This is a genomic window from Burkholderia sp. 9777_1386, assembly GCF_015712265.1.
In the GTDB taxonomy this organism is placed as follows: domain Bacteria; phylum Pseudomonadota; class Gammaproteobacteria; order Burkholderiales; family Burkholderiaceae; genus Burkholderia; species Burkholderia cenocepacia.
Window position 1 is genome coordinate 25,073 of record NZ_JACCQB010000030.1, and the last position, 25,072, is coordinate 50,144.

Genomic DNA, 25,072 nt, shown 5'->3' on the forward strand with positions numbered 1-25,072 from the left:
GCAGCGGCGTCGCTGACCAAGGAGACTTCGATGACCGCATCGGCTGCCGTACTCGCCATCCTGGCTGCGCTGTTTCTGGGCGCGATGATTCCGGGCCCGAGCTTCGTGCTGGTGGCCCGCAACTCGATCGGGCTGTCGCGCCGCGACGGGCTGGCCACCGCGCTCGGCATGGGCATCGGCGGCATCGTGTTCGGCGGCGTCGCGCTGGCCGGGCTGTACACGCTGCTGCAGGCCGTCGAATGGCTGTATGTGGGTCTCAAGGTCGCGGGCGGCGCCTACCTGATCTACATGGCGTCGAAGATCTGGCGCGGCGCCGACCGGCCGATCGCGATGGACGATCCGCAGGCGATGGCCGGCGGCAGCGCGCGCAAGTCGTTCCTGACGGGCCTCACGACCCAGCTCAGCAACCCGAAGACGGCGATCTGGTACGGCAGCATCTTCGCGGCGCTGCTCCCGCAGCATCCGCCGCTGTGGTGCTATCTCGTGCTGCCGCCGCTCGTGTTCGCGGTCGAGTTCGGCTGGTACACGCTCGTCGCGCTGTGCTTCTCGACGCGCCGGCCGCGCGAACTCTACCTGCGCGCGAAGAAGTGGGTCGACCGCATCGCGGCCGGCGCGATCACGCTGCTCGGGCTGCGGCTGATCCTGAATGCGCCGAAAGCGGGGATCTGAGCGCTTTCATTGCTGATCCGCGTCGGCGCGCGCGGCGGCGGTCATGGCCGTCGCGGACCGTTGGCGCGAACCGGCGAGACCGGCCGGGTCGCCCGCCCGAGTACGCGTCGGCGGCCCGCCGACGCATTGCTTCCCGATGGCGCGGCCGCTCGCCGGCCGCCGCCGACCGTGTTTCCCGACCGCCACCATCCCACGCCGAGCCTTGCGCGACGGGCGTTCGCGTGTGTCACCCGGCGCGCCGAACCGCGCCGCTTCCCCGATTCTGGCGGTCGACCGGCCGACGACGTGTAAACTGCTGCCTTTTTTGACGGTTTGCAGCATGGTGCAAGCATCTCCGCGCCCGGCGTTGAGCGGTCCGACGCTCGTCCGGCTGCTCGCGCGCCTGGCCGATGCCGACGTCGCGGAATCCCGGCAAACGCTGTCCGACCGGCTGAGCCAGTGGCTCGGCTGGACCGACGCGATCACGCTGTCGTCCGCGCTGAACGCGAGCCCGCCGGGCGTCGCGGCCGGCGTGCGCGGCTACGACGCGGAGCGCGACTGCGCGCGCGTGCGCCACGACCTCGCGCAGGCGATCATGGCCGCCAACCGGCCGCGCACGCGGCGCCGGCCGGGCGACCTGCCGCCGCCGGCGGCCGATACGGCGGATTTCGCGGACTTCCGCCAGCGTTATCTGGCCCTGCAGCAGGACATGGAAACGGCGATCGGCCAGTTGCGTGGCCGCCTGCGGGTCGCGCTCGCCGCGCGCTCGTCCGGGATGGCGCGGCTCGCGACGCTCGACACGATCATGGAGCGCGTGCTCGGCGCGCGCGAGCGCAGCCTGCTGTCGGCCGTGCCCGCGCTGCTCGGCACGCGCTTCGCGCGGTTGCGCGACGCGGAGCGGCAGGCGCTGGCCGACGCCGAATCCGCCGCTGCTGCGGCCGCCGGTTCCGATGCCGCCACTGCGGCCGATGAAGGCGCGGCGGCGGCCGACACCCCGACCGTCGCGGCGATCGTGCCCGGCGCATGGCTTGATACGTTTCGCGACGAGATGCAAAGCATCCTGCTTGCCGAACTCGAAGTCCGGTTTCAAACGGTAGACGGGCTGCTCGCGGCCCTTCGCACCTGCTAATCAACACGCTATGTCCAGAATTCGCCTTGATCTCGTTGTCTTCGTCGCCGGTCTGCTCGCTGTGGGCTGGATCGGTGCCGGCTATGTCGCGTCGAACCCGCTGGCGGCGGCCGTCACGCTGCTGATCGGCGCGTGCTACGTCGCCGGCGCATGGGAGCTGCTGCGCTACCGGCAGGCAACCGCCACGCTGTCGCACGCGGTCGCCGGCCTGACCGAGCCGCCCGCGAAGCTCGACCCGTGGCTCGACACGCTGCATCCGGGCCTGCGCGGCGCGGTGCGCGCCCGGGTCGAAGGCGCGCGCGTCGCGCTGCCGGGCCCGGCGCTCACGCCTTACCTCGTCGGCCTGCTGGTGTTGCTCGGGATGCTCGGCACGCTGCTCGGGATGGTCGTCACGCTGAAGGGCACGGGCGCCGCGCTCGAGAGCGCGACCGATCTCGATGCGATCCGCGCGTCGCTGATCGCGCCGGTGAAGGGGCTCGGGTTCGCGTTCGGCACGTCGATCGCCGGTGTGGCCACCTCGGCGATGCTCGGGCTGCTGTCCGCGCTCGTGCGCCGCGAGCGGATCGATGCGGCCCACCAGCTCGACGCGAAGATCGCGACGATGCTGCGCGTGCATTCGTCCGCGCACCAGCGCGACGAATCGTTCCGGCTGCTGCAGCGCCAGGCCGACGTGATGCCGGCGCTGGTCGACCGGCTGCAGACGATGATGACGACGCTCGAGGCGCGCAGCGTCGCGCTGCACGATCGCCAGCTCGAAAGCCAGCAGGCGTTTTTCGACCGGACCGAGCGGGCGTACGCGGGCCTGGCGTCGAACGTCGGCGACGCGCTGAAGGAGAGCGCCGCCGAAAGCGCGCGCGTGGCCGGCGCCGCGCTGCAGCCGGTCGTCGCCGCGACGATGACGGGGCTCGCGCAGGAGATGGCCGCGCTGCGCGACACCGTGACGGGCGCGGTACAGCGTCAGCTCGACGGGCTGACGGACGGCTTCGAGAAGACCACCGGCAACGTGACGGCCGTGTGGAATCGCGCGCTCGACGAACAGCGTCGCGCGGGCGACGCCGTCGCGCAGCAGTTGCAGACGACGCTCGGCCAGTTCACCGACACGTTCGCGCAGCGTTCGTCGGATCTGCTCGATGGTGTCGCGACGCGCCTCGAATCGACCGAAGGCCGCCTGTCGGACGCGTGGCGCGACGCGCTGGCGCGCCAGGAGCAGGTCGGCGAGACGCTGGCCGGCCAGCATGCGCGCGCGCTGGGCGAAGCCGCCGCGACGTTCGAGCGCCATTCGGCCGCGACGCTCGCCGCGATGCGCGAGTCGCACGCAGGGTTGCAGACGCAACTGGCCGCGCGCGACGAAGCACGCTTGTCCGCATGGAACGATTCGCTGGCTGCGATGGCCGCGAAGCTCGGCGACGAATGGCAGCGTGCGGGCGAGCACAGCGCCGGCCGTCAGCAGGAAATCTGCGACGCGCTCGCGCAAACGACGCGCGACCTCGCCGCACAGGCGTCGACGTTCGAACAACGCTCGAACGATCTGCTGACGACGATCCGCGAGTCGCACACCGGCCTGCAATCGCAACTGGCTGCACGCGACGAAGAACGTCTGTCCGCATGGAACGATTCGCTGGCCGCGATGGCCGCGAAGCTGGGCGATGAATGGCAGCGTGCTGGCGTGCACAGCGCCGGCCGTCAGCAGGAAATCTGCGACGCCCTCGCGCAAACGACGCGCGACCTCGCGGCACAGGCATCGACATTCGAACAACGCTCGACCGATCTGCTGACGACGATCCGCGAGTCGCACACCGGTCTGCAATCGCAACTGGCTGCACGCGACGAAGAACGTCTGTCCGCATGGAGCGACTCGCTGGCCGCGATGGCCGCGAAGCTGGGCGACGAATGGCAGCGTGCAGGCGTGCACAGCGCCGGCCGTCAGCAGGAAATCTGCGACGCCCTCGCGCAAACGACGCGCGACCTCGCCGCGCAGGCGTCGACGTTCGAACAACGCTCGAACGATCTGCTGACGACGATCCGCGAGTCGCACACCGGTCTGCAATCGCAACTGGCGGCGCGCGACGAAGCACGTCTGTCCGCATGGAGCGACTCGCTGGCCGCGATGGCCGCGAAGCTGGGCGATGAATGGCAGCGCGCTGGCGTGCACAGCGCCGGCCGCCAGCAGGAAATCTGCGACGCCCTCGCGCAAACGACGCGCGACCTCGCCGCGCAGGCGTCGACGTTCGAACAACGCTCGAACGATCTGCTGACGACGATCCGCGAGTCGCACGCCGGCCTGCAATCGCAACTGGCCGCGCGCGACGAAGCCCGCCTCGCCGCGTGGAACGACTCGCTGGCCGCGATGGCCGCCGCGCTGCGCGACGAATGGGCGCAGACGAGCGTGCAGGCCGCGGCGCGCCAGCAGGACATCTGCGACACGCTGACCCGCACCGCGAACGACATCACCGCACAGGCGCAGGTTCACGCGAGCGACACGATCAACGAAATCGCGCGGCTCGTGCAGGCCGCGTCGGAAGCGCCGAAGGCCGCGGCCGACGTCGTCGCCGAGCTGCGTCAGCGCCTGTCCGACAGCATGGTGCGCGACACCGCGACGCTCGAGGAACGCAGCCGCCTGCTCGCGACGCTGGAGACGCTGCTCGGCGCGGTCAATCACGCGTCGACCGAACAGCGCGCCGCGATCGACGCGCTCGTCAGCACGTCGGCCGATCTGCTCGATCGCGTCGGCGCGCGCTTCAACGACACCGTCGAGGCCGAAACGCGCAAGCTCGATTCGGTGGCCGCGCAGGTCACGGCCGGCGCCGTCGAAGTGGCGAGCCTCGGCGATGCGTTCGGGATGGCCGTGCAGGTGTTCGGCGAATCGAACGACAAGCTGCTGACCCATCTGCAGCGCATCGAGGCCGCGCTCGAGAAATCGCTCGCGCGCAGCGACGAACAGCTCGAATACTACGTCGCGCAGGCGCGCGAAGTGATCGACCTGAGCGTGATGTCGCAGAAGCAGATCGTCGAAGACCTGCAGCAGCTCGCCGGCCGGCGAGCGCCTGTCGGAGCGTAACGCATGCACGACGAAATCGACGGCGGCGCGCAATCGGCGCCGGTATGGCCCGCGTTCGCCGACCTGATGTCGGTGCTGCTCGGCGCGTTCGTGCTGATCCTCGTCGGCGTGATCGGCATGCAGCTCCAGCTCACGTCGAAGCTCGAGGAAGCGGTGCGCGCGCGCCAGCTCGAGGCGCAGCAGCGCAAGTCGCTCGAACAGGCGCTCGCCGGGCCGCTCGCGGCCGGCCGCGTGACGCTCGTGAACGGGCGCATCGGCATCAGCGGCAACGTGCTGTTCGCGCTGAACTCCGACCAGTTGCAGCCCGCGGGCCGTGATTTGCTGAAGACGCTGGCCGTACCGCTCGCCACCTATCTGAAGACCCGTGACGAGATCCTGATGGTCAGCGGCTTCGCGGACGACCAGCAGGTACACGCCGGCAACCGCCAGTTCGCGGACAACTGGGAACTGTCGGCCAAGCGCGCGTTGACGGTCACGCGCGCGCTGATCGATGCCGGCGTGCCGGCGTCGTCGGTGTTCGCGGCCGCGTTCGGTTCCGAACAGCCGGTCAGCTCGAATGCGGACGATGAAGGCCGCGCGAAGAACCGCCGCGTGGAAATCGCACCGGTGCCGCGCAAGTCGGCGTCGAACGGAGGCAACGCAAAGTGACGGACGACGCGACGCAGGTGCGCGCGACGCTCGACGCCTGGCGCGAGCAGGGCGCCGACCGGCTCGATCCCGTGCGGTTTCACCGGATCGATGCGCTCGAACGGCGCGCGGCCGTGCTCGACGGCGCGGCACGCGCGCTGCTCGACGCGCGGCTGGCGACGCTGATCGACGGGTTTGCGGCGCTCGTCGCGCGCGCCGACGACGATGCCGAAGTCACGCGCGAGACGGGGCAAGCCGCGACGAGCAGGCCCGCGCGCGGCGCGCTGGCCGCGCTCGTCGAAGGGCTCGCGCGCGATCCGCAAGCGGACCGGCGCGGGCTCGATCCCGAACTGGTCGACTACTTCCGCACGATGTGGTCGAAAGTCCGCACGGAACAGCAATACCGCCAGTCGCTCGACCAGGTGCCGCGCAACGCCGGGCCGCTTAATTCGAACAGCCTCGTGCACCGCTCGCTCGCGACGATGCGCGAGCTGTCGCCGGACTATCTGCAGCAGTTCCTGTCGTACGTCGATGCGCTCGCATGGCTCGAGGATCTCGCCGGCGGCGGCGCGCAGCCCGAGAAGGAAGCGCCGCGTGCGAAGGCGGCCAAACCGGCGAGAAAGACGACGCGCACCAAGGCGCGATAACGCGACGCCCCAGGGGGCAGGCGTGCGGGGTACTTAGCGGCCTGGCGCCGACTCGGCGATCGCCGCGCGCAGCGCGTGCAATGCGTCGACGAGCGCCGATGCGAACGGCGGATGCGCGGCGATGCCCGCCGCGTCGAGCCGGCTTCCGAGGATCGGCAGCGCGATCGAGGCGGGCTCGACGATGCGCGCCGACATCACCGACAACGTTTCGCGCAGCGCCGCGTCCGCATGCGTCGCGCGCGGCGACGCGTTCAATACCGCGACCGGCTTGTACACGACGGCCTCGCATCCCACGACCCAGTCCAGCGCATTCTTCATCACGCCCGATATGCCGTGCGCGTATTCCGGGCTCGCGATCAGCACGCCGTCGGCCGCGTTCAGGCGGTCGATCAGGTCGCGCACCGCGGCGGGCGTCGGGTATTCGGCATCGGGATTGAACAGCGGGAATGCGCCGAGACGATCGAAGCGCGCGATGCGCATGCCGTGCGGGGCAACGAGCGCGGCTGCGTCGAGGAGTGCCGCGTTGTACGACTGCGCGCGCAGGCTGCCGCACAGCGCGACGATGTCGAGCGGGCGGCCGACGTCGGTTCGGGGATCGATGGTCATCGCAGGGCGTTTCGATTGGCGGGTCGAGCCGGCGCGTCGCGCGGGCTTGGCGGATTATCGCATCGGCGTTCGCGCCGCGTCGCTCATCCCGGCCGCCTGCGCGAATTCTCCGATGCCCCAGCCGCTCCCGAGCAACAGCCGCCGCGTATGCAGCGCACCGTGCACGTCGTCGGCAACGGTATCGCCGAGATAGCGCAGCGCGCGGCCTTCGACATCGACGAAGCCGTGCCGGTAGTGCTGCGCGAGCGCCGTCCACAACCGCGCGGCGCCGACCGACTGGCGCGCGCCGCTGATCAGGCACAGGCCCGCGTCGAGCCCCCAGCGGTACAGCGTCGTCGCGAGGCCCTTGCGTTGCGCCGAGCCGCGCAGCCGCGTGTGCGGCGCGCGCAGGTAGCGGTCCGCGCGGCGCGGGATTTCGGGCAGGCGGTTGAACACCGTGTAGCCGGCGAGCTGGCGCGCGGCCAGATCCTCGACATACAGGAAGTATTCGCCGTCCGCTTCGCGATGGCGGACGACCAGGCCCGAGCGGCCGAGCGCGACGCCCGGCAGGCCGTGCAGGCGATGGCCCGGCTGGTGGAGGCGTTCATAAAGGGTGTCGAGTTCGTCGTCGATGTCGTGCTGGGAATGCTGTACGTCGATACGCATGGCGAAAGGCGCCCGTCTCGGGCGCATCGAGAAAGGAGTGCATGGCAACGGGGAAGCGGAAAGGGAAGCGGCCCCCGGGCTCGGCGAAGCGAGCCGGGGCCGCGCATCAGCTGGGGATGTGCTGGAAACCGGCGGCGATCGCGGCGAGGCCCGCGATGCAGAGTGCGAACAGGATCAGGACTTTGTGGATCACGCCTCTTTCCTCATGAATGCGCGGCGCCGGCGGGCGGCGTCGCGGAGACGGTGAGCGGCGGGCACGGCCCGCACGGCCGTCGTGCGGGACGACGGTCGGGGTCCGGCGACGGATCGTGCGCGGACGGCCAGCACCATACGCGACGCGTCGGGGGCGGGCAATCGGACCGGGGGAGAAAAGCGACGAAAAGCGGAGAATCGCGCTGTTTCGCGACAATTGGCCGCATGGGAGCGCTCAAACGTTCGGGCGATCCACGCGAAAGCGCATCGCCCAGCGCCGGAGAGCATGCGTGCAACAGTGTCGTTGCGGATGCGAAGTCCGCGACCGATCCGACACCCACGCGAGGGACCGGAGCGGCATGGCGGCCGCCCGGCCGCTCCGTCACACCGCCTGCCGCCCGCCGAACGTCTGCCTGATCCGCGCGAACAAGCCGTGCTGCGCGATCCATTCGGCATACGCGCGATAGTCCGGATCGCGCATCAGGTGACGCTCTTCCGTCTTCGCGCGCGTGTAGTAGATCAGGTTGACCGCGACGAGCCCCGCGCAGTGCATGAGCCCGATCTGCCAGCCGAGCGGCTCGACGAACGGCACCGACACCATCCAGTACGACAGGTTCTTCGTGATGTACGCCGGGTGCTTCGTGAAGCGGTACGGGCCCGACGTGATGATCCCGCGGTTGGTGAGGTTCGAGAACCGCAGTCCGAACGAGATCGTGCACAGCGCGTAGGTCAGCAGCAGCAGGATGATCACCGTGCCCCAGATCACGCGCAGCGTCGGCGCCGACAGCAGCCAGTTGTCCCAGAACACCGACCCTTCGTAGCGGATGTAGTTGTTCGAGATCAGCGACCAGAACGGCTGGTAGCAGATCAGCGCGGCCACCCAGCCGAGTGTCGTCGGCTCGACGGTGCGCACGTGGCTGTCGAGGATGCGGAACGTGCACAGGTAGCCGACGGTGCCGAACATCAGGTCCATCGTGAACGACAGGTCGTACATGAACACGAAGGTCGCGATCGTCATCGGCGCGTGCATCGCGTTCGCGAGCGACGCGCTCAGGTGATCGGCATCCTTCGACAGGTAGACGGTCATCAGCGGCAGGAAGAACGCCTTCACGCCCCAGCCGGCCAGCATCTCGCGCACCGGCTTCCAGCTCGCGGGCTGCTCGCGGCGAAACAGGAAGCGGCCCCACAGCAGGTACGCGTCGTCGGTCTCGCGCTGGTGGCGGTCCATCCACGCGAAGTAGAACGGCGCGGCGACGATCACGTACGGCGCGAGCGAGCGCAGCAGCGACCAGAACGGCAGGTAGAACGCGCCGTGGTATTCGGGCAGCAGCCAGTAGATCGCGCCGATGCCCGCGTAGATCGACGTCAGCGCGCCGAGCCGCGTCGCGACGCGCGCGAGGCCGAGCGGCCGGACGGCCTGCCGCGACAGCCCCGCGCTCGGGCGCAGGTAGACGCGCGAGATGAAGAGTTCGTGCAGCGCGATCGTGCCGATGATCGCGAGGCTCGCGATGACCGCGCGGGTGGCCGCATCGAGGGCCGGGTGGTCGCGCGTGATCCACAGCGCGAAGAGTCCGGCCGTGATGCCGAGCAGGCCGGCGCGGAACGGCGTGGCGGAACGGGGTGGGCGGTCCGGGGCAGCGACGATGCCGTCGAGCGTGGAGTTCATGATCGGATCCTCGTAGGGATGAGGGCCGGCGCCCCCGCTTGGCGGGTGACGCCGGCCGTCGGCCGGGCTGTTTATCGATGTGTGCCCGGCCATTGGCCTGTCGTTCTGGTACGTGATGCGTTAAAGCTTACTTCTTGGTGCCGGCGCCCAGCAGACCGCCGAGCAGGTTGGTCACCGGCGACAGCAGGTTGCCGGTGCCGCCTGCGGCGCCGCCGCCCGTGCTGCCGGTCAGGCCGGTCACCACCGAGCCGCTGCCGCCCGGCGTCGTCACGGTGCCGGCTGCGCCGCCGGGGCTGACCGTGCCGGTGGCGCCGGCCGAGCCGGCCGGCGTGCCCAGCGCACCCGTGAGCGTGCCGACCGGGCCGCTCGTCAGCACGCCGCCGAGCGTGCCGGACAGGTTGCCGCCCGGCGTCGTGACGGTGCCGGTGAGGCTTGCACCGAGCGGCGTCAGCGAGTTGACGAGGCCGGTGACCGGTGCGAGCAGACCGCCGAGCCCTGCGCCACCGGTGCCGCTGGTGCCGCCGGTCCCGCTCGTGCCGCCCGTACCGCTGGTGCCGCCCGATCCGAGGCCGCCGAGTGCGCCCGTCACCGTCCCGAGCAGGCCGGTGATCGGCGCGAGCGGGCCGCCGCTGCTGGTGCCGCCCGACCCGCTCGAGCTGCCGCCGCCGAGGCCGCCCGTCAACGTGCCGAGCAGGCCCGTGATCGGGGCGAGCGGGTTGGTGCCGCCCGTGCCGCTGCTGGAGCTGCCCGCGTTGTTGTCGTGGACGAGGCCGCCGGTCGACGTCACCGTATTGCCGAGCTGCGTCACGACGCCGCCGAGGCCCGTGCCGACCGGGTTGTCGGTCGCGCCGCCGACCTTCGTGCCCGCAAGCGCGAGACCGTTGCCGAGCGTGCTCAACAGGCCGTTGAGCGGGGTGCCGAGCAGCGTCACGCCGCCGAGCGTCTGCGTCGCGCCGGGCGTCGTGACGCCGCCGGTCAGCGTGTTCGTGATCGGGTTGATCACCTTGCCGAGCTGCGTTTCGAGCTGCTGGACCGGCGAGCTGTTCAGCGCCGTATTCAGCGCCGAGGCGGTCGAGTTGACCGCGGTGCCGACCGTGTTGACGAGGCTGCCGACGAGGGTCGTCGCCGGCGCGAGCGGCGACAGCGGACCGGTGCCGAGGCTCGTCACTGCATTGCCGAGGTTGTTGACCGCGCCGCCGGCGCCCGTCAGCAGGCCGGTGGTCGACGTGAGCGTCGGTCCGAGCGGGTTCGCCGACACGCCGATCGAGCCGAGGCCGGCCGCGATGCCGTTGCCGAGCGACTGCACGCCGTTGCCGAGGCTGCCGACCGCGTTGCCGACACTGGTGGCCGTCGTCGGGTTCGTGCCGGGGATCTGCACGCCGCCGATCTGGCTGCCACCGTTGACGACCGTCGTGCCGAGCGCCGTCACGAGGTTGCCGGATTTCTGGAGGACGTTGCCGAGCGGGGTGACGCCGGTGCCGGACGTGCCTGAGGTGCCCGACGTGCCCGAGGTACCGGAAGTACCCGACGTGCCGGAAGTGCCCGAGGTGCCGGAAGTGCCCGAGGTGCCGGAGGTGCCGGAGGTGCCCGAAGTACCGGAAGTGCCCGAGGTACCGGAAGTGCCCGAGGTACCGGAAGTGCCCGAGGTACCGGAAGTGCCCGAGGTACCGGAAGTGCCCGAGGTACCGGAAGTGCCCGAGGTACCGGAAGTGCCCGAGGTACCGGAAGTACCCGACGTACCGGAGGTGCCCGAAGTACCGGAGGTGCCCGAAGTACCGGAGGTGCCCGAAGTACCGGAAGTGCCCGAAGTACCGGAAGTGCCCGAAGTACCGGAGGTGCCTGAGGTGCCGGAGGTGCCCGAGGTGCCGGAAGTACCCGAGGTACCGGAAGTACCCGACGTACCGGAGGTGCCCGACGTACCGGAGGTGCCCGACGTACCGGAGGTGCCCGACGTACCGGAGGTGCCCGACGTACCGGAAGTACCCGAGGTGCCCGAGGTGCCCGACGTACCGGAAGTACCCGAGGTACCGGAAGTACCCGAGGTACCGGAAGTGCCGGACGTACCGGAAGTGCCCGAGGTGCCGGAAGTACCCGAGGTGCCGGAAGTACCCGACGTACCGGAAGTCCCCGACGTACCGGAAGTGCCCGACGTACCGGAAGTCCCCGACGTACCGGAAGTCCCCGACGTACCGGAAGTCCCCGACGTACCGGAAGTGCCCGAGGTGCCGGAAGTACCCGAGGTGCCGGAAGTACCCGACGTACCGGAAGTACCCGACGTACCGGAGGTGCCCGAGGTACCGGAAGTACCCGAGGTACCGGAAGTCCCCGAAGTACCGGAAGTCCCCGACGACCCCGAAGTCCCCGAACTACCGCCACCCGAAGTCCCCGACGAACCGCCGCCCGACGTACCCGAAGTCCCCGACGTGCCGCTCGTCCCGGACGTGCTCGGCTTGATCGTCGGCGGGGTCGTCGGTCCATCGACCGAGCCGCAGCCGTACAGCGCGAGCAGTGACGAGACGGCCATCGTTACCGTCGTCTTCTTGAAGAGATTCTGCATGTTGGCCTCGACATTGGAAGTGTGTCCAGGCCTTCTCTGCAAATTCCGCGCCACGACATGTTTGGCGAAACGGTGTCGCGATTTGTTGCGGAAATCGGGACTATCGACGCGATTTAAACGGAGGAAAGGCGGTTTCGCGCGACAGGCACGTGCGGTGCGCGAACGTCGCGGCTGCGATGTTCCCGTAAGGCGCCGTAACGCGCGGCCGGATGTTACGTAGCGTCCGGCCGCCGGTGACGCGGACCGCCGCGAACCGAGCGCCGCATCTTTGACGAAACGCGCGGTCGCGCTGAACATGGCGCGACATCCCCGGCCGCCGGCAGCGCGACAGCGGCCACGACTCCAACCACCAGGACACCGACATGAGCGAACAGGACAGGGAATACGGCAAGGCGCGGCGGATCGACGTGATGGGCGAAGCGTTCGTCGAGCGCGCGATGCGCGACCTCGACGGATTTTCGCGTCCGCTGCAGAACTGGCTGAACGAACATGCGTGGGGCAGCACGTGGCAGCGGGGCGGGATCGACCTGAAGACGCGCAGCCTGTGCACGTGCGCGATGCTGGCGGCGCTCGGCCGCGGCACGGAGCTGAAGGGGCATATTCGCGGCGCGCTCAACAACGGCGCGAGCCTCGTCGAGATTCGCGAGGTCTTGCTGCACAGCGCGCTGTACGCGGGGGCGCCGGCCGCGGTCGAGGCGTTTCGCAGCGCGCGCGAGGTGCTCTCGGATCTCGGACTGTCGATACCCGACGACGAAGCCTGATTCCGTCGCGGCGCTGGCTGCCCGGCGGCGGGAGCGGGGAAGCAGGATCAGGCGCCGCTTCGCTGCCGCGATCTACGCGATGCGTACCGTCTGCGTGGCCGTGTCGGCCGGCGCGGCGGCGACTTCGAGCAGCCAGTCGGCCGTCGTGTCGGGAATCGTGACCGGCAGCATGTGGCCGCCCTCGACGACCTTCAGCCGCACGCGCGCCGATTTCTTCGCGAGCGCGTCGCCGTGCTCGCGCCAGTTCAGGATCGGATCGGCGCGACCGTACAGCACGTCGACCGGCAGCGCGAGTTCCGGATAGCGACGCTCCATCGCGGGCAGGTCGACGGGCGCCGACAGCAGGTCCGTCGCCGTCGCGTAGAACACGTGCGGGCGCATCCCGAGCAGGCCGCCGCCCTTGACCGGGAAGTCGCGCGGCACGTCTTCCGGCGCGAACACCTGGCGCACGGCCTGGCGGCCCGTCAGGATCGTCAGCGGAATCGCGAAGGTCCACGACACGAAACGGCGCACGAGCGGCGACGGCAGCGTCAGCGGCTTGAACGGCGCGGGCGGCTCGGTCTGCTCGTGCGACAGCGGCGCGATCAGCGCGAGCCGGCTCACGCGGTCCGCATGGTTGAGGCCGACCGCGAGCGCGATCGCGCCGCCGAGCGAGTGGCCGACCAGCACGGGCTTGTCGAGCTTCAGCGCGTCGATGAATGCGGCGACCGTACGGGCCTGCGCGAACACGTTCGCCTGCGACGCCGCGCCGCGCAGCGACCGGCCGGCGCCCGGGCGATCGAGCAGGATCACGCGATGCTGCTGGGCGAGCCGCGTGAGCGGCAGGTACGCGAAATTGCGCCATTGCCCCGCGAGCCCGTGGACGAACACGATCGGCGGGCCGTTGCCGTATTCGACGTAGTGGATGCGGTCGCCGCCGATGTCGACGAAGCGGCCTTCGGGCGGAAACGCGCGGGTCACGCGCCGGGCCACGTAAGCGGAAAACAGCGCGAGCGCGGCGAGCACCGCGACGACGCCGAGCAGCACGTTCTGGATCAGATGGAGCGTAGGAGTCATGTCGACCTCAGCGGGTTTCGAGTGCGGGTTCGGCGGCCGGCGCGGTGGCCGCCGGGCCGGTCGTGGCGCGGCGCTCGAAATGCATCGCGGAATCGGCGAGCGCGCTGAACTTCAGCGACGCGAGATCGAGCACGTAGTTCTGGTGGAATTTCCATGGCTTGCGGTGCCCCTGCTTCGGCAGGATGCCGGCCGCGCGCTGGATGTAGCCCGAGCTCAGGTTGACGGCCGGCACGTCGCCGAGATCGCCCGCGCCGAGCCGCGGCACGCACGTGTCGTACCCGTTCGCGCGCATGTGGTTGAGCAGCCGGCACACGTAGCGCGCGATCAGCTCGGCCTTCAGCGTCCACGACGCATTCGTGTAGCCGAACGACGACGCGAGGTTCGGCACGTCGCTGTACATCATGCCCTTGTACGACACCGTCTCCGGCAAATCGACCACGCGGCCGTCGACCGTCACGCGCGCACCGCCGAGCATCTTCACCTTCAGCCCGGTCGCGGTGACGATCACGTCCGCGTCGAGCTGCTGGCCGCTCTTCAGCTGGAGGCCGGTCGGCGTGAAGCGCTCGATCTCGTCGGTGACGATCGATGCGCGGCCCGCGCGGATCGCCTTGAACAGGTCGCCATTCGGCACGAGGCACACGCGCTGGTCCCACGGCATGTAGCGCGGCGTCAGGTGCTTCGCGACGTCGAAGTCGGGGCCGAGCTGCCTGCTGGCCGCGCGGATGATGAATTGCTTCGTCCGGTCGGGCTTGCGGCGCGACACGTTGTACAGGTACATCGTCAGCAGGACGTTCTTCACGCGTACGAGCCGGTGCGCGAGCCGCGACGGCAGCACGCGGCGCAGCGCGTTCGCGATCTTGTCGCGCGCGGGCAGCGACACGATGTAGGTCGGCGAGCGCTGCAGCATCGTCACGTGCTGCGCGTCGGCCGCCATCGACGGCACGAGCGTGACGGCCGTCGCGCCGCTGCCGATCACGACCACGCGCCGGTTCGCGTACGACAGATCCTTCGGCCAGTGCTGCGGATGCACGAGCTTGCCCTCGAACGTGTCCATGCCGGCCCAGTCGGGCAGGTAGCCGGCGTCGTAGTCGTAGTAGCCGCTGCACATGAACAGGAAGCGGCAGGTGTAGACGAGCGTGTCGGTCGCGCCGTCCTGCGTGCGCTCGATGCGTACCGTCCAGCGCGCCCGGTTCGAATCCCAGTCGGCCGCGACGACCTTCTGGCCGTAGCGGATCGTCTTGTCGATGCCGTAGGTGCGCGCGGTGTCGCGGATGTAGTCGAGGATCGTCTGTCCGTCGGAGATCGCCTTGTCGCTGTGCCACGGGCGGAAGCTGTAGCCGAGCGTGAACATGTCGGAATCCGAACGAACGCCCGGATAGCGGAACAGGTCCCAGGTGCCGCCGATCGCGTCGCGCGCCTCGACGATCGCCACGCTCGCATGCGGGCAGCGCTGCTTCAGGTGATACGCGGCGCCGATGCCGGACAGGCCGGCGCCGACGATCAGCACGTCGAGGTCGCGGTTGTCGCCGCTGTCGCGGCGGGCGCCGGGGGCGGGCGGCGCATCGCGCCGGTCGGTCGTCGTCGAGGTCATGCGGGGTCCTTGGTCGGCGTGATCGGGCGCGCGGCCGGAGCGGGCGCGCGTTCGAGATTGCGTGCGCGGGCGCGGCGCACGTGGCGCAGCACCAGCCACTGGTAACCGGCGCCGAGCAGGCGCGCGATCCGGTCGAGCCGGCGCGCGTCGGCGCCGACCAGCACGCGGCGCGCATTGCGCTCGACGCCCGCGAGGATCTGCCGCGCGGCCTCGTCGGCCGTCGTCGCGTTGATCAGGCGGTTCGCCTGGCGGCGATGGGTCGCTTCGTCCTGGCCCGTCAGCGCGTGGATGCTGGTATCGACGCGGCTCGCGTCGACGATGCTCGTCGCGACGCCGCCCGGATGCACGCAGGTCGCGCTCACCGGCGCGCCGTCGAGTTCGAGTTCCATCCGCAGCGCCTCGGTGAAGCCGCGCACCGCGAACTTGGTCGCGTTGTACGCGCTTTGCGTCGGCATCGCGACGAGCCCGAACAGGCTCGACGTGTTGACGACGTGGCCGTCGCCCGACGCGCGCAGATGCGGCAGGAACGCCTGCGTGCCGTGCACGACGCCCCAGAAATTGATGCCGACGATCCATTCGAGATCGGCGAGACGCGCGGTTTCGGCGCTGGCGGCGAGCGACACGCCCGCGTTGTTGAAGATCAGGTTGACCTTGCCGTGCTCGGCGCGAACGAAATCGGCCCACGCGAACACCGCGTCGCGATCGGCGACGTCGAGCCGGCGCTTGCTCACACGCACGCCGTGCTGCGCACAGAGGGCCGCCGTGCCGGCGAGCCCGGTTTCGCTGACGTCGGCGAGCGCGACCGCGCAGCCGCGCCGCGCCAGTTCGACCGCGAGGCTGCGGCCCATGCCCGAACCGGCGCCCGTGATCGCGGCGACCTTGCCGGAAAATCCCTTCATCCGTCGTTCCTCCCGTTCCGCTTGCGCTGCACCGGCGGCGCGTCTATTGTGGTGTTGTGTGTCACCACTTTAGTTTTCGGGTGTCCTGATGTCAAATAGCGGAATGGAGAAAGCACTCGAAACGGAAAAAAGGGGCCGGTCGTACGGCGGCGTGGCGCCTGAGGTACGGGCCGCCGAGCGGCGCGACGCGTTGATTCGCGCGGCGACGCGCGTGTTCGGCACGGTGGGTTTTCGCAAGGCGACCGTGCGGTCGATCTGCCAGGAAGCGAAGCTGAACGATCGCTACTTCTATGCGGCGTTCGACAGCACCGAGGATCTGTTGCGCTGCACCTACCTGCATCACGCGCAGCAACTGCATGACGCGGTCGCGCAGGCGGTCGCCGCGCGCGGCGGCGAACTGCGCGAGCGCGTCGACGCGGGGCTCGCCGCGTTCTTCGCGTTTCTGCGCGACCCGTGCGCGGCGCGCGTGCTGCTGCTCGAGGTGATGGGCGTGAGCGCGGATACCGACATGACGTATCAGCGCATGCTGATCGACTTCGGCAAGCTGATCATGGCGATCGGCGCGCCGCGCGAGGCCGTGACGCCGGCGGAGCGCACCGAGCAGCGGCTGATCGGGCTCGCGCTGGTGGGCGCGATGACGAACGTCGGCGCGGCGTGGCTGCTGACCGACTATCGCGATCCGGAGGCGCAGATGATCTCCAGTTGCAGGAAGGTGCTGCTGGGGACGTTGCAGGCGGCGTAGATTCGCGGGGACGGGGCCGTTCGCCGCGCACATCAATGGTGGTCGATGAATAACAAGGAAATCATGCAGGCACGCAACCGATGGGGGCGCCGCGTGACGTCGGCGGGGATGGCCGTTTCCGTCCTGATGCTGACGGGCTGCGGCTGCTGGCCGTTTAGCGAGACCACGCGCTATGAAACCGAGTGGAAATCGCAAACGGTCGGGGCGCTGTTCAGGGATGCGGACCGGACAGGCGATGTCTGTCGCGACGCCCTCTATACGCAGCACCTCAAGGACGCGGTATCGGCCTGCAAGGACGGGGCGTATGAAAAAATCCGCAACCGCATCAGCGGCGAGCCCGTCAGGCTGTCGCTCGCGAAGGCGACCTGTGCGGAAGCGCAAGCCCAGCTGGACCAGGGCATCCCCGCCAATATCCAGGACCGGATCTTCAATCTGAACCCGTTCCCCGACGAATTTACCGCCTGCATGAGCGAAAAGGGATTCAAGCGCGAAGAAGTCGAAAAAAAGGCGTGCTACGTGAAGTTCATGTGACGGGCGAGCGACCGGTCAGCCGTTCGCGCGTTTCGGCCGACCGGGGCGTGCGCGTGGCGTTGCAGGCGTCTCCCCGAGCCTCGCCTTCATCGCATCGATGAACGCCCGCACCTTCGGCGAAGGCAGCCGCGTCGACGGATACACCGCGTGAATCCCGGCCGGCGCCGTACGCCAGCCCGGCAACAGCCGCACGAGCCGGCCGGCGGCGACGTCGTCCGCGGTCGAGAAATCCGTCAGCAGCCCGAAGCCGCCGCCCGCGAGCACGATCGCGCGGCACGCGGTCGCGGTGTTCGACACGACCGGCGCGACGCAGCGCACCGATGCGTGGCCGCCGCGCGCATCGTCGAGGTCGAGCGTATGCGGGCGCGGCAGCGACGACAACATCACGAACGGCAGCGCGGCGAGCGCATCGGGGTCGCGCGGCAGTCCGTGCCGCGCGACGAACGCCGGGCTCGCGACCAGCCATTTCTCGTAGATGCCGAGCTGCACCGCGCGATAGTTGGAATCGGCGAGGCGGCCGATGCGGACCGCGACGTCGAGGTTGTCCGCGACGAGATCGATCACGCGGTCGTTCGCGACGAGTTCGACATCGAGCCCCGGATGCCGGTCGCGCAGCGCGACGACGGCGGGCGCGACGACCAGCGCGCCGTAGTCGATCGGCACGCTCACGCGCAGCGTGCCGCGCAGCGGCCCGGCGTCGGACGACACCGCGTCGAGCGCGGCTTCGGTGGCGCGCACGATGTCGCGGCACGCGTCGTAGAACACGCGTCCGGCATCGGTCACGCTCAGCCGCCGCGTCGTGCGCACCAGCAGGTTCGCGCCGACCTCGGATTCGAGGCGCTGCATGTGCGTGCTGACGACCGTCTTCGCGAGGCCGAGCCGCTCGGCCGCGGCCGTCAGCGAGCCGGCCTCGACCACCGCGACGAAGATCGCCAGCCGGTTCAGGTTCACGTCGCGCAGATCGGCCATCGTCGATTGTCCTATGAAAGCGGAGAATGTTTCCACGATTATCCGTCTTCTGGCGACGAACGGCGAGCGCTACGCTGGAGCCGTTCGTCGCCGATCCCCGGCGGCGCGAGATTCCGGAGTGTTTCCATGTCTGCCGCCAGCAAGCCTGCCTCGCCGATTCGCGTCTATTCGTTCCTGTTGTCCGGCCACGCGCACCGCGTCCGGTTGTTCCTGTCGTTGCTCGGGTTGCCGTCGAAGACCATCGACGTCGATCTGGCGGCCGGCGCGCAGCGCGAACCGGCGTTTCTCGCATTGAATCCGCTCGGGCAGGTGCCGGTGATCGACGACGGCGGCACCGTGATCGCCGATTCGAACGCGATCCTCGTGTACCTCGCGAAGCGCTACGGCGATGCGCACTGGCTGCCGGACGACCCGGTCGGCGCGGCCGTCGTGCAGCGCTGGCTGTCGTACGCGGCCGGCCCGATCGCGTCGGGCCCCGCGGCCGCGCGGCTCGTGACCGTGTTCGGCGCGCCGCTCGACCCGGAAGCGGCCAAGCGCACGGCCGCGAAGGTGCTCGACGTGATCGATCGCGAACTGGCCGGCAAGCCGTTCGCGGCCGGCGCGCAACCGACGATCGCGGACATTGCCGCGTACACGTACATCGCGCACGCACCGGAAGGCGGCGTGTCGCTCGAACCGTATCCGCACGTGCGCGCATGGCTCGCTCGAATCGAGGCGTTGCCGGGCTTCGTCGCGATGCCGACGACCCGCGCGGGCCTGCTTGCCGCCTGACGCCTCTGCCACCGCGCCTGTTCAGGAGAATGCGATGAATGCGCCGACCGCCGTCGTCCCGGGTTGGGAACTCGATACCGCGCCGTTTCATGCGGGCGAGCTTGCCGTGCAGCAGCGCGCAGGCGTGACGGACGCGGCGAGCGCGGCCGGCCGGCGCGGGATCCGGCGCTTCATGCCGGACCAGCACCGGACGTTTTTCGCGCAACTGCCGTTCTTCGTGCTCGGCGGCGTCGATGCGCACGGCCAGCCGTGGGCGACGCTGCGAGCCGGCGCGCCGGGGTTCGTCACGTCGCCGGACCCACGCACGCTGCGCATCGCGGCGCGTGCGCTGCCGGGCGATCCGCTGGCCGGCGCGTGGCACGTTGGCGCGCCGCTCGGCGGGCTCGGGATCGAATTCGATACGCGCCGCCGCAATCGCGTGAACGGCGTCGTGCGCGCGGTCGACGGCGATGCGCTGACGATCGCGGTCGAGCAGAGCTTCGGCAATTGCGCGAAGTACATCCAGGGCCGCAAGCCGACCTTCGTCGCGCGGGACGTCGACGCGTCCGTCGCGCCGGACGTGTCGGATGCGCTGGGCGACGCGGATCGCGCGCTGCTCGCGCAGGCCGATACGTTCTTCGTCGCGAGCGCGAACACGTCCGCGGGGGCGGGCGCGGCGCGTGGCGCGGACGTGTCGCATCGCGGCGGGATGCCGGGCTTCGTGCGCGTCGACGACGCGCGCACGCTGACGACGCCCGATTTCAGCGGCAACCGGTTCTTCAACACGCTCGGCAACCTGCAGCACGATCCGCGCGCGGGGTTGCTGTTCGTCGATTTCGACAGCGGCGATCTGCTGTATGTCGCCGTGCACGCGGAGATCGTGTGGGACGGGCCCGTCGTCGCGTCGTTCGACGGCGCGCAGCGCGTGGTGCGCTTTCATGTGCGGGAAGTGCGGCGCATGCGGGCGGTGCTGCCGTTCCGGTGGTCGGCGGTCGAGCGCGCGCCGCAGTTCGCGGCGATGGCGGCGGCGTCGAGCGGGGCGGCGGCAACGGCCGGGGAGGTACCGTCCGCGGCCGCGCCGGCATCGGCGCCCGCATGGCGGTCGCTGCGGATCGCGAAGATCGTCGACGAAGCGCGTGCGATCCGGTCGTTCCATTTCGAGCCGGCGGACGGCGGCGCATTGCCTGCGTACGAAGCCGGCCAGCATCTGACGTTGCGCATCGCGCTGCCGGACAGCGACGCGCCAGCGATTCGCAGCTACACGCTGTCCGATGCGCCGGGCGGCGCGCATTACCGGATCACCGTGAAGCGCGAAGGGCGCGTATCGGCATGGCTGCACGATCACGCACAGGCCGGCATGACGCTCGACGCGCAGATGCCGCGCGGCCGCTTCACGTTCGATGTCGCGAGTCCGCGGCCGGCCGTGCTCGTGTCGGCCGGCATCGGCATCACGCCGATGGTCGCGATGCTGCGCCGGGCACTGGCCGATGGCACGCCGTCGCGCCGCGTCGTGTTCGTGCATGGCGCACGCGAAGCGGCCGACCGGCCGTTCGCGGCGGAACTGGCGCGCAGCGCGGCCGCCGATGCACGCGTGTCGCTTCACTGGTTCGACAGTCATCCTCACGAAGGCTCGGCCGCGCGGGGCGGCCGGATCGACATCGGGCAACTGAAGCGGGTGTTGTCGTTCGACGACTACGACTTCTACCTGTGCGGGCCGTCGGCGTTCATGCGCGACCTGTACGACGGGCTGCGCGCGCTGAACGTGCCGGACGAACGCATCCGCTTCGAGGCGTTCGGGCCGTCGAGCGTGTCGCGCAGTGCGACCCGCGCGGCTGCCGCGCCCGCGGCGGCAAGCGTGCCGGTCGTGTTCCGGCGCACGGGGCGCGAAGCTGCATGGACGCCCGCCGACGGCACGCTGCTCGAATTCGCGGAAGGGCAGCGCGTGGCCGTGCCGGCCGAATGCCGCTCGGGTTCGTGCGGCACGTGCGCGACGCGCGTGCTGTCCGGCGCGATCGACTACGCGCAAACGCCCGATGCGCCGGTCGAACCGGGCTGCGCGCTGCTGTGCGTCGCACGGCCCGCGCAAGGCGCGACGGCGCCGCTCGTGCTGGATTGCTGACGCACCTGCGACATGCGGCCGCGGAGGGCCTGCTGCGCAAAAAGCGCGCGCAACTGCTTCTTTTTTCGGATGCCGTCCGGATCGACGATAGCGTCAACCGATTCGATAAAGGAGCCCATCATGAAACTGCTCGGCATGGTCCGCCTGGTCCTGTGGAGTTTCTTCGGCGTGCGCAACAGCAAGGCGCACGCGACCGACCTCGCCAACGCCAACTTCACGCTGCTGCCGTTCGTGGCGATCCTGCTTGCGCTGCTGGTCGGCGCGGTGATTTACGGCGTCGTGCATCTGGTCGTCGATCCGACCGTGACGATGCAGGGTTTCTGAGCGAGCGGCCGGTGAGCCGGTAGCGGGCCGCCATTGCCGCTCCGGTTCGAGGTCGCCTGATCGGCGCACGATGGCGCCGATGTCAGTGGCCGGCACGGCACCACCGGCATCGCGGCCACATCGCGGCCACATCGCGGCCACGTCGCGACCGTCGTCGCACCGCCCGAACCGCCTGTCCCTGTTCTCGCCTTCCCCGTTTCCCGTTCCGCCCGATTCCGCGGCCCTTCGCCGCGCCCGGGGTAAAATGCGCGCCACGCCGCGATGTCGCGCGCCGGGCAGGCCGCCGTTCCGATGAACGGCCGGCGTGAGTGTCCGCCGCCCGCACCGGGGCGTTCGAAGCGTCCCCCGCATGACACGACCGCGCGAGGCAGCCGGCCGGCCGACAGGCATCCGACGAACCCGTCGGCCGCTGCGTCGGTTCCCGGCGCGTCATCCGAATCCGATGTCCCATCCTGCGTTGTTCCGACCGGTCGGCCCGCCTGCGTGCCGCAAGGTCCGGTTCGTCTGATGAATATCGTGTCGACGCACGTGTCCGGCGGCATTCGCGGGCGCACGCTTCGCAGCTTCGTAACGGGTTTCGACAGATCGAGTGGCGAGTTTTCCATCCAGAACAATGACGGTGAATAGAACAACAGCGGCGCGCGCACGGCGGCGGCGCGCGAAGGTCGGGCTCGGTGTCGGTCTCGGCGTCACGCTTTTCGCGGCGCAGGCGGCCGCGGCCCAGGGCGACACGCCCGCGCCGGGCGCCGACGCGGCGGGCAACGCGACGCTGCCCGCGATCACGGTGAGCGGCGAGCGCGGCCACCCGCTGCGCGCGCGCGAAGCGTCGGTCGCGGGGCTCGACGACGCGCCGCTGCGCGACACGCCGGCGTCGGTGAACGTGATCACGCGCGCGCTGATCGACGACCAGCAGGCAAAGCGGCTGAGCGACGTCGTACGCAACGATGCGTCGGTCGTCAACGACTATGCGCCGGTTGGCTATTTCGAAGGTTTCGCGATCCGCGGTTTTCCGGTCGATCTCGCGAGCGCGATCCGGATCGACGGGCTGACGGTGTCCGGCGAGCAGAACGTGCCGCTCGAGAACAAGGAGCGCGTCGAGATCCTGAAGGGCCTCGCGGGCATCGACAGCGGCGTCGTCGCGCCGGGCGGCGTGATCAACTTCGTGACCAAGCGCTCCGCGAACGTGGCGAGCGTGACGGGCGGCGTCGACAGCCGCGGCTCGACGTCGGCGGCCGTCGATCTCGGCCGGCGCTTCGGCCCCGACCATCAGTTCGGGTTCCGGATCAATGCGGCGAAGGAGAACATGCACTCCTATATCGACGGCACGAACGGGCGACGCACGTTCGGCTCGATCGCCGCCGACTGGGACATCAGCCCGCGCGCGAGCCTGCAGCTCAATGCCGAATTCCAGCAATGGATCCAGCGTTCCGCGCCGGGTTACCAGTTGCTCGGCGGCACCGTCGTGCCGTCGGTCAAGACGACGTCGAAGGCGCTCGGCACGCAGCCGTGGGCGAAGCCGGTGACGACCGATGCGCTGAACCTGAATGCGCGTTTCGACTACCAGTTCAACGACGACTGGAAGGCCTATATCGCCGCGGGCCGCAGCCGCACGATGATCGACGACAACAGCGCGTTCGCGTACGGCTGTTCGTATGCGGCAAGCTGCGCGGCCGGCGCGACGTCGCCGTTCTTCTTCGGCGCGAACGGCGACTACGACGTGTACGACTTCCGCAGCCCCGGCGAATACCGGCGCAACGACGATCTGCGCGCGGTCACGACCGGCAAGTTCGCGACGGGGCCGCTGCGGCACGAGCTGACGCTCGGCGTGAGCGTGCAGCGCCGCGTCGTGCACATGGCCGACGCCGTGTACGACTACGTCGGCAGCGAGAACGTCTACGGGCCCGACCTGACCTTTTCGCCGTCGCCGAATTCGCCCGGGCCGTCGTACCCGCGCCTCGACGCGTGGCAGTACGGCGTGTTCGGGCTCGATCGCATCAGCATCGGCGAACACTGGCAGGTGCTCGCGGGCGGCAAGGAAGTGCTGCTGCGGCAGCGCAGCTGGAGCAGCCTCGACGGCGAGACGACGCATACCGACCGCTCGGTGTTCCTGCCGCAGGTCGCGCTCGTCTACAAGCCGGTGAACGTGCTGTCGCTGTATGCGTCGTACAGCAAGGCGTTGTCGCTCGGCGATCAGGCGCCGGTGCGCGCGACCAACGCGTATGCGTTCCTGCCGCCCGTCGAATCGCACCAGTTCGAGGTCGGCGCGAAATACGACTGGCTCGACCGGCTGAGCCTCACGGCCGCCGTGTTCTCGATCAGCAAGCCGTTCCAGTTCGCCGACCCGGATGCGTCGGGCACGTCCTACACGTTCGTGCAGCGCGGCACGCAGCGGCACCAGGGGATCGAACTCGGCGCGGCCGGGCGCGTGACCGAGCGCTTGGGGTTGACGGCCAGCGTCGCGGCGATTCGCGCCCGCGCGGTCGATTCGGGCTCGCCTGCCTACGAAGGGCACCAGATCATCAACGTGCCCGCGCTGCGCGCGTCGCTGTATGCGGACTACGCGGTACCGGGCGTCGCGGGCCTGAACGTGCTCGGCGGCGTGGAATACAGCGCGGCGCGCAACGCGAACGAGGAAGGCACCGCGCGCGTGCCGTCGTGGTTCGTGTTCAATCTCGGCGCGCGTTATACGACGAAGATCGGAGGCCATCGCACGGTGTTGCGCGTGTCGGTGGACAATCTGTTCAACAAGTTCTACTGGCGCGACGCAGGCGAGCAGCAGGGCGATGCGTACCTGTTCCCGGGTGCGCCGCGCACCGCGCGCGTATCGTTGACCTATGATTTCTGACCGACCGGCATCGGCCGCGTGACGCGCGGCCCCGGCAGCCCACCAGGAGAGCCCAGACGATGTCCCCACTCGAAATCGCCGGCGTGATCGTCAGCGCGCTCGCGATCTGGCTGACCGCGAAGCGGCGCATGCTGTGCTGGCCGGTCGGCCTCGCGTCGGTCGCGCTGTACGGCTGGATCTTCTTCGACGCGAAGCTGTACTCGGACATGTTGCTGCAGGGTGCGTTCGCGGTGCTGCAGGTGTACGGCTGGCAGCGCTGGCTCGCGCAGCGCGCGAGCGAGGCCGACGGCGAGGCGGCGCCAGCCGGCGATGTCGCGCCCGTCACCGGCGTACGGCCGCTCAGGATGCTGCCCGACCTGGTCGCGGCGGTCATCGGCAGCGCGTTGCTCGGCGGGATGATGGCGCGCTGGACCGATGCGGCGCTGCCGTTCGTCGATGCGTCGCTGACCGCGTTCAGCCTCGTCGCGCAATACTGGACCGCGCGGCGCTACATCGCGTCGTGGGGGCTGTGGATCGTCGTGAACGTCGTCTACGTCGGGATGTTCGTGTTCAAGGAGCTGTATCTGACGGCCGGACTCTATGCGCTGTTCATCGGGCTGGCGGTGGTCGGCTGGCGCGACTGGAGCCGCACGGCCGCCGCATTGCGAGCAGCCGCGGGCGGCCCGCGCGCATCGGGCGGCGGCGCCCGCTGATTCACGCACGGATTCAAC

General features: G+C 70.0%; 22 protein-coding genes. 13 read left to right on the plus strand and 9 right to left on the minus strand.

Annotation, left to right across the window (positions count from 1 at the left end; all coding sequences use genetic code 11):
- Window positions 1–30: 30 nt before the first annotated feature.
- Entirely contained in the window at window positions 31–669 is a 639-nt protein-coding gene (locus tag H0X91_RS21485; RefSeq protein WP_012493146.1) for a LysE family translocator, read from the plus strand.
- A gap of 6 nt (window positions 670–675) precedes the next feature.
- Here H0X91_RS21485 and H0X91_RS21490 read toward each other — a convergent pair whose 3' ends face one another.
- Window positions 676–990, minus strand: coding sequence for a hypothetical protein (locus tag H0X91_RS21490; RefSeq protein ID WP_143262578.1), 315 nt, complete (start codon window positions 988–990; stop codon window positions 676–678).
- On the opposite strand from H0X91_RS21490, the gene H0X91_RS21495 reads away from it, so the two are divergent.
- Genes H0X91_RS21495 through H0X91_RS21510 form a run of 4 tightly spaced genes read left to right on the plus strand, consistent with a single transcriptional unit; the run spans window position 989 to window position 6,109 of the window.
- A complete protein-coding gene (locus H0X91_RS21495) occupies window positions 989–1,777 on the plus strand; it encodes a DUF3348 domain-containing protein (RefSeq protein ID WP_196433323.1) in 789 nt (262 codons plus the stop codon). The genes H0X91_RS21490 and H0X91_RS21495 overlap by 2 nt on opposite strands.
- A gap of 10 nt (window positions 1,778–1,787) precedes the next feature.
- Window positions 1,788–4,835 (plus strand): DUF802 domain-containing protein, encoded by a 3,048-nt coding sequence (locus H0X91_RS21500; protein WP_196433324.1) that lies wholly within the window; start codon window positions 1,788–1,790, stop codon window positions 4,833–4,835.
- Between the two features lie 3 nt (window positions 4,836–4,838).
- Window positions 4,839–5,483 (plus strand): OmpA family protein, encoded by a 645-nt coding sequence (locus tag H0X91_RS21505; protein ID WP_196433325.1) that lies wholly within the window; start codon window positions 4,839–4,841, stop codon window positions 5,481–5,483.
- Window positions 5,480–6,109, plus strand: a complete 630-nt coding sequence (locus tag H0X91_RS21510) for a DUF2894 domain-containing protein (protein ID WP_034202712.1) — start codon at window positions 5,480–5,482, stop codon at window positions 6,107–6,109. The genes H0X91_RS21505 and H0X91_RS21510 overlap by 4 nt, the downstream gene beginning before the upstream one ends.
- 33 nt (window positions 6,110–6,142) lie before the next feature.
- On the opposite strand, the gene H0X91_RS21515 is transcribed toward H0X91_RS21510, so the two are convergent.
- From H0X91_RS21515 to H0X91_RS21530, 4 genes are all read right to left on the minus strand, one after another.
- The gene (locus H0X91_RS21515) at window positions 6,143–6,715 is read right to left on the minus strand and encodes an NADPH-dependent FMN reductase (protein ID WP_059722470.1); all 573 of its coding nucleotides are present in this window, start codon (window positions 6,713–6,715) and stop codon (window positions 6,143–6,145) included.
- 54 nt (window positions 6,716–6,769) lie between these two features.
- Window positions 6,770–7,360 carry a hypothetical protein gene (locus H0X91_RS21520; RefSeq protein WP_006485515.1) on the minus strand — a complete coding sequence of 197 codons (591 nt, stop codon included), beginning with the start codon at window positions 7,358–7,360 and terminating at the stop codon, window positions 6,770–6,772.
- Window positions 7,361–7,934: 574 nt separating this feature from the next.
- Window positions 7,935–9,218: an isoprenylcysteine carboxylmethyltransferase family protein gene (locus tag H0X91_RS21525; protein ID WP_006495601.1), complete on the minus strand. Its 1,284-nt coding sequence runs from the start codon at window positions 9,216–9,218 to the stop codon at window positions 7,935–7,937.
- A gap of 127 nt (window positions 9,219–9,345) precedes the next feature.
- Window positions 9,346–11,775, minus strand: a complete 2,430-nt coding sequence (locus H0X91_RS21530) for a collagen-like triple helix repeat-containing protein (RefSeq protein ID WP_196433326.1) — start codon at window positions 11,773–11,775, stop codon at window positions 9,346–9,348.
- 362 nt (window positions 11,776–12,137) lie between these two features.
- Here H0X91_RS21530 and H0X91_RS21535 point away from each other — a divergent pair, with 362 nt between their 5' ends.
- On the plus strand, window positions 12,138–12,536 hold the full coding sequence (locus tag H0X91_RS21535) for a carboxymuconolactone decarboxylase family protein (protein ID WP_006486153.1): 399 nt from the start codon (window positions 12,138–12,140) through the stop codon (window positions 12,534–12,536).
- A gap of 72 nt (window positions 12,537–12,608) precedes the next feature.
- Here the strand turns inward: H0X91_RS21535 and H0X91_RS21540 are convergent, their stop codons facing one another.
- Genes H0X91_RS21540 through H0X91_RS21550 form a run of 3 tightly spaced genes read right to left on the minus strand, consistent with a single transcriptional unit; the run spans window position 12,609 to window position 16,082 of the window.
- Window positions 12,609–13,592, minus strand: coding sequence for an alpha/beta fold hydrolase (locus H0X91_RS21540; RefSeq protein ID WP_196433327.1), 984 nt, complete (start codon window positions 13,590–13,592; stop codon window positions 12,609–12,611).
- 7 nt (window positions 13,593–13,599) lie between these two features.
- Window positions 13,600–15,183 carry a flavin-containing monooxygenase gene (locus tag H0X91_RS21545; protein WP_006486159.1) on the minus strand — a complete coding sequence of 528 codons (1,584 nt, stop codon included), beginning with the start codon at window positions 15,181–15,183 and terminating at the stop codon, window positions 13,600–13,602.
- Complete coding sequence (locus tag H0X91_RS21550; protein ID WP_060267717.1) at window positions 15,180–16,082, minus strand: SDR family NAD(P)-dependent oxidoreductase; 903 nt, start codon at window positions 16,080–16,082, stop codon at window positions 15,180–15,182. The genes H0X91_RS21545 and H0X91_RS21550 overlap by 4 nt, the downstream gene beginning before the upstream one ends.
- An 88-nt stretch (window positions 16,083–16,170) precedes the next feature.
- On the opposite strand from H0X91_RS21550, the gene H0X91_RS21555 reads away from it, so the two are divergent.
- Window positions 16,171–16,824, plus strand: a complete 654-nt coding sequence (locus H0X91_RS21555) for a TetR/AcrR family transcriptional regulator (protein WP_034178474.1) — start codon at window positions 16,171–16,173, stop codon at window positions 16,822–16,824.
- A gap of 45 nt (window positions 16,825–16,869) precedes the next feature.
- Window positions 16,870–17,355: a hypothetical protein gene (locus H0X91_RS21560; RefSeq protein WP_006496097.1), complete on the plus strand. Its 486-nt coding sequence runs from the start codon at window positions 16,870–16,872 to the stop codon at window positions 17,353–17,355.
- Between the two features lie 15 nt (window positions 17,356–17,370).
- Here the strand turns inward: H0X91_RS21560 and H0X91_RS21565 are convergent, their stop codons facing one another.
- Complete coding sequence (locus H0X91_RS21565; RefSeq protein ID WP_196433328.1) at window positions 17,371–18,324, minus strand: LysR family transcriptional regulator; 954 nt, start codon at window positions 18,322–18,324, stop codon at window positions 17,371–17,373.
- A gap of 126 nt (window positions 18,325–18,450) precedes the next feature.
- On the opposite strand from H0X91_RS21565, the gene H0X91_RS21570 reads away from it, so the two are divergent.
- From H0X91_RS21570 to pnuC, 5 genes are all read left to right on the plus strand, one after another.
- Complete coding sequence (locus H0X91_RS21570; protein WP_006496096.1) at window positions 18,451–19,095, plus strand: glutathione S-transferase family protein; 645 nt, start codon at window positions 18,451–18,453, stop codon at window positions 19,093–19,095.
- A gap of 34 nt (window positions 19,096–19,129) precedes the next feature.
- Entirely contained in the window at window positions 19,130–21,193 is a 2,064-nt protein-coding gene (locus tag H0X91_RS21575; RefSeq protein WP_196433329.1) for a pyridoxamine 5'-phosphate oxidase family protein, read from the plus strand.
- A gap of 120 nt (window positions 21,194–21,313) precedes the next feature.
- The gene (locus tag H0X91_RS21580) at window positions 21,314–21,517 is read left to right on the plus strand and encodes a DUF2970 domain-containing protein (RefSeq protein WP_006486164.1); all 204 of its coding nucleotides are present in this window, start codon (window positions 21,314–21,316) and stop codon (window positions 21,515–21,517) included.
- 613 nt (window positions 21,518–22,130) lie between these two features.
- Entirely contained in the window at window positions 22,131–24,362 is a 2,232-nt protein-coding gene (locus tag H0X91_RS21585) for a TonB-dependent siderophore receptor (RefSeq protein WP_124633712.1), read from the plus strand.
- A 59-nt stretch (window positions 24,363–24,421) separates the two neighbouring features.
- On the plus strand, window positions 24,422–25,054 hold the full coding sequence (gene pnuC, locus H0X91_RS21590; RefSeq protein ID WP_034202705.1) for a nicotinamide riboside transporter PnuC: 633 nt from the start codon (window positions 24,422–24,424) through the stop codon (window positions 25,052–25,054).
- The last annotated feature ends 18 nt before the right edge of the window (window positions 25,055–25,072 follow it).

What these genes read in the sequence shown, in the direction of transcription:
- H0X91_RS21490 (WP_143262578.1), bottom strand. Translation starts at nt 990, where the DNA reads ATGCTGCAAACCGTCAAAAAAGGCAGCAGTTTACACGTCGTCGGCCGG.
- H0X91_RS21525 (WP_006495601.1), bottom strand. Translation starts at nt 9,218, where the DNA reads ATGAACTCCACGCTCGACGGCATCGTCGCTGCCCCGGACCGCCCACCC.
- H0X91_RS21540 (WP_196433327.1), bottom strand. Translation starts at nt 13,592, where the DNA reads ATGACTCCTACGCTCCATCTGATCCAGAACGTGCTGCTCGGCGTCGTC.
- H0X91_RS21550 (WP_060267717.1), bottom strand. Translation starts at nt 16,082, where the DNA reads ATGAAGGGATTTTCCGGCAAGGTCGCCGCGATCACGGGCGCCGGTTCG.
- H0X91_RS21495 (WP_196433323.1), top strand. Translation starts at nt 989, where the DNA reads ATGGTGCAAGCATCTCCGCGCCCGGCGTTGAGCGGTCCGACGCTCGTC.
- H0X91_RS21545 (WP_006486159.1), bottom strand. Translation starts at nt 15,183, where the DNA reads ATGACCTCGACGACGACCGACCGGCGCGATGCGCCGCCCGCCCCCGGC.
- H0X91_RS21505 (WP_196433325.1), top strand. Translation starts at nt 4,839, where the DNA reads ATGCACGACGAAATCGACGGCGGCGCGCAATCGGCGCCGGTATGGCCC.
- H0X91_RS21580 (WP_006486164.1), top strand. Translation starts at nt 21,314, where the DNA reads ATGAAACTGCTCGGCATGGTCCGCCTGGTCCTGTGGAGTTTCTTCGGC.
- H0X91_RS21565 (WP_196433328.1), bottom strand. Translation starts at nt 18,324, where the DNA reads ATGGCCGATCTGCGCGACGTGAACCTGAACCGGCTGGCGATCTTCGTC.
- H0X91_RS21570 (WP_006496096.1), top strand. Translation starts at nt 18,451, where the DNA reads ATGTCTGCCGCCAGCAAGCCTGCCTCGCCGATTCGCGTCTATTCGTTC.
- H0X91_RS21560 (WP_006496097.1), top strand. Translation starts at nt 16,870, where the DNA reads ATGAATAACAAGGAAATCATGCAGGCACGCAACCGATGGGGGCGCCGC.
- H0X91_RS21520 (WP_006485515.1), bottom strand. Translation starts at nt 7,360, where the DNA reads ATGCGTATCGACGTACAGCATTCCCAGCACGACATCGACGACGAACTC.
- H0X91_RS21530 (WP_196433326.1), bottom strand. Translation starts at nt 11,775, where the DNA reads ATGCAGAATCTCTTCAAGAAGACGACGGTAACGATGGCCGTCTCGTCA.
- H0X91_RS21485 (WP_012493146.1), top strand. Translation starts at nt 31, where the DNA reads ATGACCGCATCGGCTGCCGTACTCGCCATCCTGGCTGCGCTGTTTCTG.
- H0X91_RS21575 (WP_196433329.1), top strand. Translation starts at nt 19,130, where the DNA reads ATGAATGCGCCGACCGCCGTCGTCCCGGGTTGGGAACTCGATACCGCG.
- H0X91_RS21500 (WP_196433324.1), top strand. Translation starts at nt 1,788, where the DNA reads ATGTCCAGAATTCGCCTTGATCTCGTTGTCTTCGTCGCCGGTCTGCTC.
- H0X91_RS21585 (WP_124633712.1), top strand. Translation starts at nt 22,131, where the DNA reads ATGACGGTGAATAGAACAACAGCGGCGCGCGCACGGCGGCGGCGCGCG.
- H0X91_RS21555 (WP_034178474.1), top strand. Translation starts at nt 16,171, where the DNA reads ATGTCAAATAGCGGAATGGAGAAAGCACTCGAAACGGAAAAAAGGGGC.
- H0X91_RS21535 (WP_006486153.1), top strand. Translation starts at nt 12,138, where the DNA reads ATGAGCGAACAGGACAGGGAATACGGCAAGGCGCGGCGGATCGACGTG.
- pnuC (WP_034202705.1), top strand. Translation starts at nt 24,422, where the DNA reads ATGTCCCCACTCGAAATCGCCGGCGTGATCGTCAGCGCGCTCGCGATC.
- H0X91_RS21515 (WP_059722470.1), bottom strand. Translation starts at nt 6,715, where the DNA reads ATGACCATCGATCCCCGAACCGACGTCGGCCGCCCGCTCGACATCGTC.